Annotated in this window: 13 protein-coding genes; 3 read left to right on the forward strand and 10 right to left on the reverse strand. The window is 67.7% G+C overall.

What is annotated here, in order from left to right:
* Positions 1-167 precede the first annotated feature (167 nt).
* Both CRP45_RS04905 and CRP45_RS04910 read left to right on the forward strand, forming a co-directional pair.
* Entirely contained in the window at positions 168-1,289 is a 1,122-nt protein-coding gene (locus CRP45_RS04905; protein WP_097243965.1) for a PucR family transcriptional regulator, read from the forward strand.
* Between the two features lie 206 nt (positions 1,290-1,495).
* On the forward strand, positions 1,496-3,946 hold the full coding sequence (locus CRP45_RS04910; RefSeq protein ID WP_097243966.1) for an FHA domain-containing protein: 2,451 nt from the start codon (positions 1,496-1,498) through the stop codon (positions 3,944-3,946).
* Positions 3,947-3,952: 6 nt separating this feature from the next.
* Here CRP45_RS04910 and CRP45_RS04915 read toward each other — a convergent pair whose 3' ends face one another.
* Positions 3,953-4,627 (reverse strand): TetR/AcrR family transcriptional regulator, encoded by a 675-nt coding sequence (locus tag CRP45_RS04915; RefSeq protein WP_097243967.1) that lies wholly within the window; start codon positions 4,625-4,627, stop codon positions 3,953-3,955.
* A 143-nt stretch (positions 4,628-4,770) separates the two neighbouring features.
* Between CRP45_RS04915 and CRP45_RS04920 the strand changes: the two genes are divergently transcribed.
* The gene (locus CRP45_RS04920; protein ID WP_097243968.1) at positions 4,771-5,145 is read left to right on the forward strand and encodes a nitroreductase family deazaflavin-dependent oxidoreductase; all 375 of its coding nucleotides are present in this window, start codon (positions 4,771-4,773) and stop codon (positions 5,143-5,145) included.
* Here CRP45_RS04920 and CRP45_RS04925 read toward each other — a convergent pair.
* The 9 genes from CRP45_RS04925 to CRP45_RS04965 all read right to left on the reverse strand — a co-directional run bounded on the left by CRP45_RS04925 (position 5,135) and on the right by CRP45_RS04965 (position 14,410).
* Positions 5,135-6,343, reverse strand: coding sequence for a vWA domain-containing protein (locus CRP45_RS04925; RefSeq protein ID WP_097243969.1), 1,209 nt, complete (start codon positions 6,341-6,343; stop codon positions 5,135-5,137). The two genes, CRP45_RS04920 and CRP45_RS04925, sit on opposite strands and share 11 nt — an antisense overlap.
* Complete coding sequence (locus CRP45_RS04930; RefSeq protein WP_097243970.1) at positions 6,340-6,990, reverse strand: SRPBCC family protein; 651 nt, start codon at positions 6,988-6,990, stop codon at positions 6,340-6,342. Before CRP45_RS04930 ends, CRP45_RS04925 begins: the two co-directional genes overlap by 4 nt.
* A gap of 13 nt (positions 6,991-7,003) precedes the next feature.
* Positions 7,004-7,891 carry an AAA family ATPase gene (locus CRP45_RS04935; RefSeq protein WP_097243971.1) on the reverse strand — a complete coding sequence of 296 codons (888 nt, stop codon included), beginning with the start codon at positions 7,889-7,891 and terminating at the stop codon, positions 7,004-7,006.
* Positions 7,888-8,481, reverse strand: a complete 594-nt coding sequence (locus tag CRP45_RS04940) for a nucleotidyltransferase family protein (protein WP_097243972.1) — start codon at positions 8,479-8,481, stop codon at positions 7,888-7,890. Before CRP45_RS04940 ends, CRP45_RS04935 begins: the two co-directional genes overlap by 4 nt.
* On the reverse strand, positions 8,478-9,371 hold the full coding sequence (locus CRP45_RS04945; protein ID WP_179830807.1) for an XdhC family protein: 894 nt from the start codon (positions 9,369-9,371) through the stop codon (positions 8,478-8,480). Before CRP45_RS04945 ends, CRP45_RS04940 begins: the two co-directional genes overlap by 4 nt.
* Positions 9,372-9,396: 25 nt before the next feature.
* Positions 9,397-11,787 (reverse strand): aerobic carbon-monoxide dehydrogenase large subunit, encoded by a 2,391-nt coding sequence (locus CRP45_RS04950; RefSeq protein ID WP_067783592.1) that lies wholly within the window; start codon positions 11,785-11,787, stop codon positions 9,397-9,399.
* On the reverse strand, positions 11,784-12,302 hold the full coding sequence (locus tag CRP45_RS04955) for a (2Fe-2S)-binding protein (protein ID WP_067783589.1): 519 nt from the start codon (positions 12,300-12,302) through the stop codon (positions 11,784-11,786). Before CRP45_RS04955 ends, CRP45_RS04950 begins: the two co-directional genes overlap by 4 nt.
* Positions 12,303-12,304: 2 nt before the next feature.
* Positions 12,305-13,195, reverse strand: a complete 891-nt coding sequence (locus CRP45_RS04960) for an FAD binding domain-containing protein (protein ID WP_097243974.1) — start codon at positions 13,193-13,195, stop codon at positions 12,305-12,307.
* A gap of 78 nt (positions 13,196-13,273) precedes the next feature.
* Positions 13,274-14,410 carry an XdhC family protein gene (locus tag CRP45_RS04965; RefSeq protein ID WP_097243975.1) on the reverse strand — a complete coding sequence of 379 codons (1,137 nt, stop codon included), beginning with the start codon at positions 14,408-14,410 and terminating at the stop codon, positions 13,274-13,276.
* Between the last annotated feature and the right edge of the window lie 49 nt (positions 14,411-14,459).

Consider the following 14,459-nt stretch of genomic DNA (forward strand, 5'->3'; position numbering starts at 1 on the left):
TTTTCGTCGATGTGACCTGAGAGGTGTTCTGCGCGAGTCACTCTGGACGCTGTGACGACTCAGGGACTTCAGTGTCGCGGGGAGCCGTCCGTCGTGGCGACGGGCGCGCGCCTCCTCTTCGAACGTCTCCGTTGTGCGCACGCACAACGGGCGCTAGGTTGACCGCAGTGACCCAGAACACGCACGCCGAGCGCCCGCGCCTCCTTCGCGAGCTGCGCGCGGATCTCGCCGCGATCGCCGAAATGGTCACCGCCAGAATCGAAAACGACGACGGGGACTATGGCGACGCCGCACTCGATCATCACGAATTGGCCGTCCTCGTTGCCGACAGCCTCGCGGCACTGCTCGATGCCCTTGGCGGAGAGCCGTATTCGCTCGATCCCGCTCGCGGAGCCGGACGCCTCAAGGCCGAGCGTGGCATACCACTGGACAGTTTGCTGCACGCCTTCCGCCTCGCGGGCTTGGCGTTCTGGGACATCATCGTCGAACGCGCCGATCACGACGACCGTCCCGCGCTACCTCAGCTGTCCACGCTGATGTGGGCCACCGTCGACGAGTATTCCGTCGCGGCGGCCGACGCCTACCGGCGTGTAGTGGTCGCGGGGACCGAACAACCCGATCAACGGTTGCTGCGGGCGCTGCTGGATCCGAGCTTCCCGCCGACGCAGCGTGCGGACCTGGGCAGCAGGATGCGCCTGCCCGCCGGAGCCACGTTCGTCGTCGTGGTCGGCGACATGCGCCTGGCCGCGACCGGGGTCACCACCGTGCGCACCCGTCTCGCCGAGGACCGAGTCACCCTTGCTGCCGCGGTCTCGCCTGCCACGCTGCACCGCGCGCTGGACACCGTGCGGACGCGAGCCGGTGCGAGCAAGCCGTTCACCGACCTCGTGGCCACGCCCACCGCACTCGACCAAGCACGTCTCGCCTTCCGATGCCTGAGCGAGGCGGACACCGGAGTCCACACCTATGCCTCGTCCCCGGCGCGTGCGCTGATCGCGGCGAATCCCGGACTCGCCGCGGACGTTCTCTCGGACGCGCTCGCCGCGTTCGACCGGCTCCATCCCGACGACACCGATGCTCTCGTCCGGACCGCCCTGGCCTGGTACGAACTCGGCGGCTCCACGTCGGCGGTCGGGGAGCGGCTGCACCTGCACCGCAATACAGTCCTGCATCGCCTCAAGCGAATCGAGCGACTCACCGGCACGGACTTCGCGGTTCCCGCCGACACGGCGTTGCTGTATCTGGCACTGCAAACACGGCTGCTTCAGGCGCCCGGCGACAAATCGTGATCAGACCTCAACATCTCCGCACAGACCGTGGAATTGGATAACATTCGGTGTCCATTCCGCGCATCCGGTTTCGTATCGAGATCGAATTGCGTACTCACACCGTGATTTTCTACTTTTATTGTGGCCGGTGACGTGCGGCGGCTTCGAATCGGACGGCGGTGGCCGACAATCGCGGGCGCGGTGCGCCACGGTCGTATACTCCCGTTATGGCGGATGAACCGTCCTCCACGGAATTCCCCGAGGCGCCGGTTCTTGTGGTGCAGACGAGGGAACGCGTCTATCGGCTACGCGCCGGTGGCCACTACAACGTCGGCCGCGATCCCGCAGCCGACATCGTGGTGACCGATCCCCGAGTATCCGCGGTGCACGCGGTTCTGGAACGCGGATCGAACGGGTGGGAAATCGAGGACGCCGGCAGCCGCAACGGTATCTATTTCGACGGTAAACGCGTCGAGCGCATGGTGATCGACCGAGACGAGACGTTCCAGCTCGGCCACGCCAGGGACGGCGAGCTGTTGACCTGCTCGGTGGAAGCGCCACCCGGCCACGAGACCGATGGCGGCCCCGGCGGAGACACGATGATCGTCCCCGATCCCGGCTACCAGCTCGACGACGAAGCGACGGTCACCAAGTTCGTGACGGGCGAGCGGGCGATCGCGCGACCCTTGGCTCCGTCCGCCGACCCCAGCTCGGTCGTGAAGATCACCTCGAGCCCGCTGCGGATCGGCCGCGCCGCCGACAACGACATCGTCGTGTCCGACCTCATGGTCTCCCGCCATCACGCCGAGTTGCGGACGATCGGCGACGGCAAGTACCGGATCGTCGACCTCGGCAGCCACAACGGCACCTACGTCAACGGTTCCCGGGTCGACGCCGCCGACCTCTCCGAATCCGATCTGATCAGCATGGGGCACACCACGGCCCGCCTGGTCGGCGACGAACTGCGCGAGTACGTCGACACCGGTGACGTCTCGGTCTCGGTGCAGAACCTCATCGTGCGGACAGGTGAGGGCAAAGTAATTCTCGACGGGGTGAGCTTCCCCATCCCGCATCGCTCGCTCGTCGGCGTCATCGGACCCAGCGGAGCGGGCAAGTCGACGCTCCTCGGCGCGGTCACCGGGTTGCGACCGGCCACAGAAGGCACGGTGCGCTACGACGGACGCGACCTGTACACCAACTACGACGAGCTCCGGCACCGGATCGGCCTGGTCCCACAGGAAGACATCCTGCACAACCAACTGCAGACCCGGCGCGCCCTGCTCTACGCGGCCGAACTGCGCTTCCCCGGCGACACCCGCCGCGAGGAGCGCGAGCAGCGGGTCGACGAGGTCCTCGAGGAACTCGGCCTGGCGCGGCACGCCGACACCCGCATCGATCGGCTCTCGGGAGGACAGCGCAAACGGGTGAACGTGGCGCTGGAATTGCTGACCAAGCCATCGCTGCTGTTCCTCGACGAACCGACCTCCGGCCTCGACCCCGGCCTGGACAAGACGGTCATGGAGATGCTGTCCGAGCTGGCGCACGATGGGCGGACCGTCATCGTGGTGACGCACAGCGTGGCGAATCTCGATGCCTGCGACCGCCTGCTCGTCCTGGTGCCCGGCGGTCGGCTGGCGTACTACGGTCCGCCCGCGGACGGGTTGCGGCACTTCGGGCAGCGCAGCTGGGCCGAGGTGTTCCAGGCGTTCGAACGCGAGGCCGAGCGCGACTGGGCGGGCGAGTTCCGTGATTCGCCGTATTTCCAGCAGTACGTGGCGGTCGGACTGACCGACGAGGTCGGCCCCCCGGAGGTGCGCCCACCGGAGCCGCCGCCCGCGCCGCAGTCCAAGCTCAGCCAGCTCAGCACGTTGTGCCGTCGGTATCTGGCCGTCATCGCCTCGGACCGAAGCTATCTGGCGCTTCTCGGTGTGATGCCCGTGCTGCTCGGCGGCTTGATCGCCGCGGTGCCGCCGGGCCAGGGTTTCGCCGGGGCGCCGGGAACCAACACGGACGCACCGACCAAGCTCATGATCCTGATGTTCGCCGCGTGCTTCGTCGGCACCGGCAACTCGATTCGCGAGATCGTCAAGGAGCAGACGATCTACGGCAGAGAACGGGCGGCAGGCTTGTCGGCCGGTGTCTATCTGATGTCGAAGATGCTGGTGCTCGGGGTGATCACCACCATCCAGGCGGTGGTGTTGGTCTTGATCGGCACCATCGGCGTGGACATGCCGCCCAAGGGGCTGTTCACCTCGGTCTTGGTGGAGCTGATTCTGGCGATGGCGCTGCTCGGTATCACCTCGCTGGCATTGGGCTTGCTGGTGTCGGTTTCGGTCAACACCTCCGAGAAGACATTGCCGCTGCTGATCGTGCTGTCGATGGCGCAACTGGTGCTCACCGGCGGGCTGGTGCGACTGCCCGGCACACCCGTCCTGGAGCAGCTGTCCTACATTTCGCCGTCGCGGTGGGGATACGCCGCGGGAGCCTCCACCCTCGACCTCGACACACTCTCGCCGCACGAGGGCGCGGCCGATCCGCTGTGGAAACACAGCATCGGAACGTGGCTTGTCGACATGGGAGTCGTCGCCGCCCTCGGGATCGTCTTCCTCACGCTGGCTTGGTATCGCCTGTACCAGATGCGCCCACGGCGCCGCGGCGCGCGTCCCGCGCGGATCTGACGACTATCACGCTCTCGAAGGCGCCGATGCGTGCGTTCCGCGGCGCGCTTCGAGCGCGTCCAGTATCAGCTCCAGCCCGAAGCCGAACTCGCCCGTGTGGTCGTAGCCGGGTTGCAGGGCGTGGTCGACGATCATTTCCGTCAGGTAGGGCAACTCCTGGGTCGGCAGGTGGTCGAGAAGGTTGCCCGCGACTTCCGCCATATCGGCCGGAGTCCGCACCGGCAGGTTCGCCTCCTGGAGGACGTACCCGCTGACATAGCTGTCGATGAGCGAGACGGCGTGCGCGGCCATCGGCAGCGAGAACCCCGCCTCCCGCAGGACTCCGAGAACCGCGTTGTGATGGCGCAACGTCGCCGGTCCCGGATTTCTGCGCGAATCGATGAGACCGAGAGCCCAGCTGTGTCGTGACAAGACCGTGCGCGCGGAGTACGAACGCGTCCGGATCGCTTCGCGCCACTCGGCGCACTCGATGTCGGGTAGCTCGATCGCCGCGAACACCGCGTCGACGACGCCGTCGAGGAGCGCGTCCTTGTTCGGTACGTGGTTGTAGAGCGACATCGCCTCCACGCCCAGTTCCCTGGCTACCCGTCGCATCGAAATGGCCTCCGCCCCACCGCGATCGGCGACCCGGATCGCGGCGTCGAGAACGCGATCTCTGGTGAGGGGTTGGCGTGCGGGCATGACGTCTCCAGGGTGCGAAGGTGTTGACAAGCTTACAGGTGTAAGTCAGCCTTACAGGTGTAAGTTTCCCGGGTTGCAGCAGCTGCCGATCTCGGCGGGACGACCTGGATATGCCCTCACGTGGCGAGAGAAGGAGATCACCGATGCCGATGCCGAGGTGGTGGGTGCACATCAACAAGCGGGTGTTCAATCCTCCCGCGATCGCCGGAGGGAAGCGGCCCGTACTGATTCACGTCGGCCGAGTCTCCGGCACGACCTACCGCACGCCGCTCGACGCGCATCCCGTCGACGGCGGCTACCTGTTCGTTCCGGTGTACGGATCGAGCTCGGACTGGGTGCGCAATATTTTGGCGGCGGGCAGCGCGCGGCTCCGGGTCGACGGCACGGAGATCGATCTCGCCGCCCCGCGTTTGGTGGGGGTTGAGGAGGCGTACCAAGCCTGGCCCGATTCGGTGGCGCGTCCACCGAAGCTGTTGCGCATCACCGAGTTCCTGCGCATGGACCTGGTCACCGCCTGACCGGCCCCACCGACGACGCCAGAGCTCGCACGAATGCCTCGATACCTTCCAGCGTGTGCGCGGGCATCATGATGTCGCAGAACGGCAGGGCCGCCGCCATCGCACCGGTGGTCGGCTCGAATCGAGGATTGCCCGCGCGGGGATTGAGCCAGATGACCCGCCATGCACGGCGTCGGATCCGGGCCATCGCGCGGGCGAGAACATCGGGGGTGTCGCTGTCCCAGCCGTCCGAGGCGATGACGACGACGGCGCCGCGCACCGCGTCACCGGACGGCGTCGCGAGCAGCGCGCCGAGGCATCGGCCGATGTGCGTGCCGCCGTAGCGGTCGACAACCTTGTCGTTGGCCCGCGCCACCGCGACATCGGGGGAGCGGTGCGCCAGCACCGAGGTCAGCCTGGTCAGCGAGGTGGAGAAGGCGAAGACCTCGGGCCGATCGGGGGAGCGGCGCAGCATCGCGGCCCGCATCAGATGCAGGTAGATCGTCGCGTACGGCTGCATCGACCGGCTGACGTCGCAGATCAAGACGATTCGGCGGCGTCGACGCCGGGGACGGGTACGGACGAGCACCGCCGACTCCCAGCCGGTGCGGCGAGAGTTGTTCATCGTCGCGCGGAAGTCGATCCGCTTGCCGTGCGGATGGCTTTCGTAGCGCCTGCTACTGCGCTGGGGCCAGAGCGCCGCCGCCTGTTCCAGCCAGGTGCCGATGGTGCGCAGATCGTCCGGATCGAAGCGGGCGAACGGTTCCTGTGCTCGCGCCGCGAATCGGCTCGGCAGCACGTCGGGCAGCGCGGCGCCCCGGTCGGTCGATCCGTCGGCGTCGGCTACCGATCCCAGTGTCGCCCAAGGGACTTCACCGCCGTGCCGAGGCTGCCCGCGACCACCCGTGCCCGGCGCAGTCGCGCGTCCGGGCGGCAGTCCGTGCGTTCGGCTCGGCGGGTCCGTCCCCAGTACCGCGTCGGCGAACACCGTCGCGAAGACCGCGTCGAAGGCGGCGAGATCCTGCATGCGATCGACGAGCGTGAGGCGCGTTGCCCAGTAGAGTTCGGTGCGCGATCGCGGCGTCATGCGACGCAAGGCGTGCACGTACAGCGCGGGCCCGCTCGGCGCCACCGCGACCCCGCCGCGCCGCAGCCGCGCGACGACCGCGACGGCGAAGGCGGCCAGATCGACGCCACGCAGCAGGACCGCTCGCGTCATCGTCTGCCGCGTATTCGCCTGAGTACCACAATGATTCCGATCAAGGCCGCGAGCGCGAACGCGATCGCGGGCACGTACTTCTCGAGCAACGCCGACCTGACGAGATTTCCGAGGTCCAGCGGCGCCTGCTCGGGTTGCGCGACAGGCTGTAGCCGCGGTGCTCGGCTCTCCGCCTCGGCCATTGGCTCGACCGCAGCCGAATCGCCCTCCGCCAGTTTCGCTTCCAGTGATGCGACGAATTCACCGATCATCTTCTCGGACACCTGCTGCAACATCCCGCTGCCGAATTGCGCGAGCTTGCCGACGATCTTGAGATCTGTGTCCACACTGACACGGGTCCTGTCGCCGTCTTCACGTAACCGCGTGGTGATGATCGCCGCGGCGTTTCCGGATCCGCGAGAATCCCGGCCGCGGCCGTTGATGACGGCTCGATGGTCGTGTTCGTCGCGCTCGACGAAATTCGCCTTCCCGCTGAATTCGCTGATCACCGGGCCGACTTTGACCTTCAGCTTGCCGAGGAAGTCGTCTCCTTCCCAGCCCACCATTTGTGCGCCCGGCATGAGCGGGACGACCTGTTCGAGGTCGGTCAGCACCTCCCAGGCCCGCTCGACGGGTGCGTTGACGGTGAACTCGTTGGCGATCTTCATCGGAGTATCCCTCTCATCCAGAAGTCGGACCTCGGGTGTATTCGGCGAACGCCGCGTCGACGGTGACGCGGTCGTCGGGCGTCTTGGCCAGTGCGCTGAGCGCGGCGATCGCCTCCGGCGCGGTGAGTTCGGTGACATCGAGTGTCGCCAATGCCGCGATCCAGTCGATGGTCTCGGCGACGCCGGGCGGCTTGTCGAGATCGAGAGTGCGGGTGTGGGCGACGAATCGGGTGGCGTGCTCGATCAGCGCGTCGGTCGCCCCTGGCACGGTGCGTCGCACGATCGCGACCGCGCGGGCCGGTTCGGGGTAGTCGATCCAGTGGTAGAGGCAGCGCCGCCGCAGCGCGTCGTGCAGGTCGCGGCTGCGGTTCGAGGTCAGCACCGCCAGCGGCGGCTGTTCGGCGACGAAGGTGCCGAGCTCGGGAACGGTCACGGCCGCCTCGCCGAGGAATTCCAGCAGCAGCGCCTCGAATTCGTCGTCGGCGCGGTCGATCTCGTCGACGAGCAGCACCGGCGGGGTCGGTCCGCGATACCGGACACAGCGCAGGATCGGACGGTCGACCAGGAATGCCTCGGTGAACAGGTCGGCTTCGGTGAGGTCGGCGCCGAGCGCCTCGGCGAGCCGGATGCTGAGCAGTTGACGTTGGTAGTTCCAGTCGTAGAGCGCTTCGCTCACGGTGAGGCCCTCGTAGCACTGCAGGCGGATCAGCGGTGCGCCGAGCACGGTGGCGAGAGTCTTCGCGGCCGTCGTCTTGCCCACTCCCGGTTCGCCTTCCAGCAGCAGCGGCCGCCCCAGCGTGGTGGCCAGATAGAAGGCCGCGGCGGTCCCGGTGTCGAGCAGGTAGTCGTCGGCGTCGAAACGTCGCACGACGTCCTCGACATCGTCGAACGGCGACATCATGGCGGTGACGCGGCGCGCAGGCGCTCGTAGTCGTCCCAGGTGTCCACGTCCAGGGGCACCGGTGCGTCGACATCGAGCAGGGACACCGGCACGCGGCCCGACTCGATGATCTTCCACACGGCTTTGTCGCCGTGCAATTCGGCCAACTCGCCGAACATGCCGCGGCTCAGCCAGAAGGGATGCCCGAGGCCGTCTCGATAGCGGCAGACCGTGATGGCTCCGGTCGTTCCCTCGGCGATCAGCCGATCGACCGTCGTCGCCGAAAGACCCGGCTGATCACCGAGCACCAGCACGATTCCGTCGGCCTGTGGGTCCACCGAGCGCAGCGCCGAACGCAACGACGACGAGCAGCCCGAACCGAACTCTTCGGCCATGACCACCGCCAACCCGGTGAGATCGACCCGCTGCCGGATCGCCTCGGCGGATCCGCCGAGGGTGACGATCATCTGATCGAAAGCGCACGAGCGCACCACGTCGAGGGTGGCGCCCAGAACCGTCGTATTCCGATACGGCAGCAGCTGTTTCGCAGTCCCGAGACGCCGTGAGGTTCCCGCGGCGAGGACGACTCCGGTGACGAACCCGCTCGTCATGAGTCCGTCTTCGTCGTTGCGAAGGAACTGCGGCAGCCGGAACTACAGAACCAGTAGTCGACATCGTCGACGGTGAGATGTGGCGTATCCGGCCCGACCGCCACCGTCATGCCGCACACCGGGTCCAGAGCCTCGGAGACGACGCTCACCGGGCTCGACGGGACGGTCAAACCATCCTTGCGGATCGCCTGGATCAGTTCCGCGACGATCGAGACAGCTATCTCCTGCGAGGTCTTGGCCCCGATCGGCAAACCCACTGGTGTGCGTACGCGCGCACGCTCGGCGTCGGTCAATCCGAGCTCGTCGAGGATCGACGCACCGCGAATCTTGCTGGCCACCAAGCCGATATAGCCCACGCCCGCGTCGAGCGCCGCCCGGATCAGCTCGGCTTCCGGTCCGCCGTGGCTGGCGATCACCATCGCCGTGGTGTCGGAAGGTGAATCCAGCGGGTCAGCTTCGGCAGCACCGCGTTGCACCCCGAATCCCACCAGTTCGCACATTTCGGCCAGTGCGTCCGCGATGGGCGTCGCACCGCAGATGCGCACCAGCGGCGCCGGGATCTGCGGCTCGAGGAAGATCTCCAGCGCGCCGCCGGACAGGCAGGGATTCACCACCACCGCCGCGCCGGGCGCCTCGGGAAATTGCAGATCGCCGTCGGGCAGCACCCGCAGCAGCACGCTCTCGTTCGACTGCAGTGCGCCAAGCGCGGCCTTGCGGACCGAGTTCTGGGCGCACTGGCCGCCGACAAACCCTTCGATCGTGCCGTCCGGCAAGAGGATCGCCTCGTCCCCGGCGTGCGCCGAGGTCGGTTGCTGCGCGCGCACGACGGTCGCGTGCACGAACGGAGTCCGGGTGCGGACCAGCTGCTGTGCTCGCTCGCTGATCTTCATCGGTGATCTCATCGCTGGTATCCACTCAGATGGGCGGTGTCGGCCTGCCCTGCATCGCTTCCCACACCCGCGACGGCGTCAGCGGCATGTCGGCGTGCCGAACTCCGAACGGCGCCAACGCGTCCACCACCGCGTTGACCACCGCCGCGGGCGATCCGACCGTGGCCGATTCGCCGATGCCTTTGGCGCCGATCGGATGCACCGGCGACGGGGTGACCGTGTGGCCGGTCTCCAGATGCGGAACCTCGAGCGCCGTGGGGATCAGGTAGTCCATCAGGGAGCCACCGAGGCAGTTGCCGTCCTCGTCGAAGGCGATGATCTCCATCAACGCCATGCCGATACCGTCGACGATGCCGCCGTGGATCTGGCCCTCGATGATCATCGGATTGATGCGGGTTCCGCAGTCGTCGACGGCCAGGAAGCGCCGCACCTTCACCACGGCCGTTCCAGGGTCGACGTCGACGACGCAGAAGTACGCACCGTAGGGATAGGTGAGGTTCTCCGGGTTGTAGCAGATCTGCGCGTCGAGCCCGCCCTCGATTCCCTCGGGGAGGTCACCGGCGCCGTGCGCGCGCATCGCGATCTGCTGGATCGTGACGGCCGCGGACGGATCGCCCTTGACGTGGAACGAGCCCTTCTCCCAGTCCAGGTCGGCGATGGAGACCTCGAGCATGCCGGAGGCGATGATCCGCGCCTTGTCGCGCACCTTCCGCGCCACCAGCGCGGCGGCCGCACCCGAGACCGGTGTCGACCGGCTGCCGTAGGTGCCGAGGCCGAACGGCGTCTGATCGGTGTCGCCGTGCACCACGTCGATGTCGTCCGGCGGGATGCCGAGCTCCTCCGCGACGATCTGAGCGAACGTCGTCTCGTGTCCCTGACCCTGGGTCTGAACCGACAGGCGCAGAACGGCTTTGCCGGTCGGATGGACGCGCAGCTCGCACCCGTCGGCCATGCCGAGTCCGAGGATGTCCATGTCCTTGCGCGGGCCAGCGCCGACGGCCTCGGTGAAGAAGGACATCCCGATGCCCATCAGCTCGCCGCGTGCTCGCCTGTCCCGCTGCTCTTCACGCAACGCGTCGTAGCCGATCATATCCATCGCGAGGCGCATGGTCTTCTCGTAGTCGCCGGAGTCGTAGACCCAGCCGGTCTTGCTTGTGTACGGGAACTGTTCTGGGCGAAGGAGATTCCGCAACCGCAGTTCGGCCGGATCCATTTTCAATTCGTGGGCGAGGCAATCGACCAACCGCTCGACGAAGTAGACGGCCTCGGTGATCCGGAACGAGCACGCGTACGCGACGCCGCCGGGCGCCTTGTTGGTGTAGACCGCGGTCATCTTGCAGTACGCGGCCTCGATGTCATAGCTACCGGTGAAGACGCCGAAGAAGCCCGCCGGGTACTTCAACGGCGCGGCCGTGCCGTTGAAGGCGCCGTGATCGGCGAGCACGGTCGACCGGATGGCGAGAATCTTGCCCTCGGCGGTCGCGGCGATCTCGCCGACCATGATGTAGTCGCGGGCGAACCCAGTACTGGTGAGGTTCTCGCTGCGGTCCTCCATCCACTTCACCGGTTTGCCGAGCAGCAGCGACCCGACGATGGCGCAGACGTAGCCCGGATAGATGGGTACCTTGTTGCCGAATCCGCCGCCGATGTCGGGGGCGATCACCCGGATCTTGTGCTCGGGCAGTCCGGCGACCAACGCGTACAGCGTGCGGTGGGCATGCGGCGCCTGAGTCGTCGACCACAGCGTGAGCTTCCCCGTCACGGGATCGAGATCCGCGACGGCGCCGCACGTCTCGATGGGGGCGGGATGCACGCGCGGGTAGACGATCTCCTGCTTCACCACGACATCGGCGCGCGCGAACACCGCCTCGGTCGCGGCGGCGTCGCCGGTCTCCCAGTCGAAGCAGTGGTTGTCGCGCTTGCCCTCGAGATCGTCGCGGATCACCGGCATCTCGGGCGACAGCGCGGTCCTGGCGTCGATCACCGGATCGAGCATCTCGTACTCGACATTGATCAGCTCCAGCGCGTCGCGCGCGGAGTAGCGATCCTCGGCGACGACGAAGGCCACCTCTTGGCCTTGGAATCGGACCTTGTCCGTCGCGAGCACCGCCTGCACGTCGTTGGACAGCGTCGGCATCCAAGCCAGGCCCTTCGCCGCGAGATCCGCGCCCGTGACGACGGCCTTGACCTTCGGAAGCGCCTGTGCCGCCGAGACATCCACGCTGACGATCCGCGCGTGCGCGAACGGGGAGCGCAGGATCGCCATGTGCAGCATGCCGGGCAGCGCCACGTCGTCGACGAAGTTGCCGCGGCCGCGAATGAATCGCGGGTCCTCCTTGCGCAGCATCCTGCCGTGACCGCACGGCTTGCGGTCGTTGTCGACACGGTCTTCGGGGCGGGGCTCGACGGCGGTCATGACGCGCTCCCCGCGGGCGCTGCCGTGGCGGCGGGTTCGGGTTCCGCGGCTTCGCCTCGTTGCTTCGACGCGGCCCACTGGATGGACCGCACGATCGTGGTGTATCCGGTGCAGCGGCAGATCTGGCCCGAGATCGCCTCGCGGATGGTCTGCTCGTCGGGATTCGGGTTGCGGTCGAGCAGCGCCCTGGCGGTGATCATCATTCCCGGCGTACAGAATCCGCACTGGAGCCCGTGGCACTGCATGAAACCCTCTTGGACGGGATCGAGCTGGCCGTCCACTTCCAGTCCCTCGACGGTGCGCACCGCGTGGCCGCCCGCCATGACGGCAAGCATCGTGCACGACTTCACCGGTTCGCCGTCGACCTCGACCACGCAGGCGCCGCAGTTGCTGGTGTCACAGCCCCAGTGGGTTCCGGTGAGCCGCAATTGATCTCGCAGGAAGTGCACGAGCAGGGTGCGTGGCTCTACTTCCGCGGTGACCGACTCGCCATTGACGGTCATGGTTACCTGCATGGCTAATTCCCTTTCGGCGCGGGATGGTTCAGCACTCGCTCGACGGCGCTGCGCAGCGAGCGGATCGTCAGTTCGGACGCGAGATGGCGCTTGTACTCCGCGCTGCCTCGCGCGTCGGAGACCGGTGCGCACGCCGCGCTCGCCCGGCGGCCCGCCTCCGCGAAGACCTCTTCGGTGGCCGGCCGGCCGATGAGCGCGTCCGACGCGGCGGCCAGCGCCGCCGGATCGGGGACGACTGCCGTCAGGCCGATCCGTGCGGCCGCTATCGCGCCGTCGTTCAAGGTCACCGTCACGCCTGCCGCCGCGATGGCCCAGTCGCCGACCCGACGCTCCACCTTCGTGTAGGCGCTCGAGGTCCGGTGCCGCACGGGAATCCGGATCTCGATCAGAAGTTCGTTGTGCGACATGGCGGTTTCGTACGGTCCGGCCAAGAAGTCGTCCATCGCGATTTCCCGCTCGCCGGACGGTCCGCGCACCAGGCAGGTGGCGCCGAGGACCGTGCAGACCGTGGTGAGATCTTCGGCGGGATCGGCCTGGCACAGCGAGCCGCCGATCGTGCCGCGGTTGCGCACGACCGGATCGGCGATCACCCGCTCGGCGTCGCGGAAGATCGGGCACACCGCGGCGAGGCGGTCCGATTCGAGCAAGTTGCGATGCCGGACCATCGCACCGATGCGCACCAGGGTCGGATCGGTGACGATGTAGCCCAGCTCGGCCGCCAGGTCGTTGATGTCGATGAGATATTCCGGATTGGCCAGCCGCAGCTTCATCATCGGCAGCAGGCTGTGCCCGCCCGCGATGATCCGCGCCTCTTCCCCCAGCCGGTCGAGTAGTCCGATGGCGTGGTCCACGCCCGTCGCGCGCTCGTATTCGAATGGTCCAGGAACTTGCATGTGATCGACCTCACATCGATGGGGAAGCTCAGCCTCTGCCCCGCACATGCCGCCGTCAAGACCGATTTAAGGGATCACTTAATTCGCTGTCGCGCCTGGCGTGTGGTGAATCCGGCCGCCGGTGTCGGTCAGTGAACGGCCGTGTCCGCCCCAGCGTCGCGCGATGATCTCGGCCGCGATCGAGACCGCCGTCTCTTCGGGCGTCCGGCCGCCCAGATCAAGCCCGATCGGGCTGGCCAGCCGGGCGAGTTGTTCGTCGGTGAGGCCGGCCCGACGCAGCCGCGCCATCCGCTCGTCGTGCGTGCGGCGCGATCCCATGGCGCCGACATAGCCGATCTCCGGCGCGCGCAGCGCCACCTCGAGCAGCGGAACGTCGAACTTGGGATCGTGGGTCAGCACGCAGACGACGGTCCGCGAGTCGATCGCGCCCGCGGCGATCTGCGCGGCCAGGTAGCGGTGTGGCCAGTCGACGACGACCTCGTCGGCGGTCGGGAACCGGGCGGAGGTGGCGAAGACCGGCCGCGCGTCGCACACCGTCACCCGATAGCCGAGGAACGATCCCTGCTTGGCGACCGCGGCGGCGAAATCGATCGCGCCGAACACCAGCATCCGCGGTTGCGGCGCGTAGCTCGCGACGAAAACCGCCATACCTTCGCCGCGCCGCTGTCCGTCCGGGCCGTAGGTCAGCACCTCGTTGCGACCTGCCGCGAGCAGCCCGCGCCCGTCATCGATCACCGCGTCGTCGGCGCGCGCCGACCCCAGCGTGCCGTGCGCGGTGTCCGGCCGGATCAGCAGCCGTCGCCCTATCCGGCTGGCATCGGGGTGCTCGATGACGGTCGAGACCGCGACCGGCCGGTCCTCGGCGATGTCGGCGGCGATCTCGCCGAGTTCTGGAAACGTCGCCCGCGAGATCGCCTCGACGAAGATATCGATGACGCCGCCGCAGGTGAGGCCGACGGCGAAGGCGTCGTCGTCGGAGAAGCCGTATTGCTGTAGCACCGGGCGACCGGTCCGGATGACCTCGGTGGCGAGGTCGTAGACCGCGCCTTCGACGCAACCACCGGAGACCGAACCGCCGACCGTCCCGTCGGGGGCGACGACCATGGCCGCGCCCGGCGGTCGCGGCGCCGAACGGAAGGTCCGCACGACCGTCGCGACCCCAGCCGTGCCCCCGGCGTTCCAGGTTGTCATCAGATCCGTGAGCACGTCCTGCATGATGCGTCCTCCACGCGCGATGCGGCGGTAGGCGCTGCGCCCACCTCCA

The organism is Nocardia amikacinitolerans (assembly GCF_900215415.1).
Taxonomy (GTDB): Bacteria; Actinomycetota; Actinomycetes; order Mycobacteriales; family Mycobacteriaceae; genus Nocardia; species Nocardia amikacinitolerans.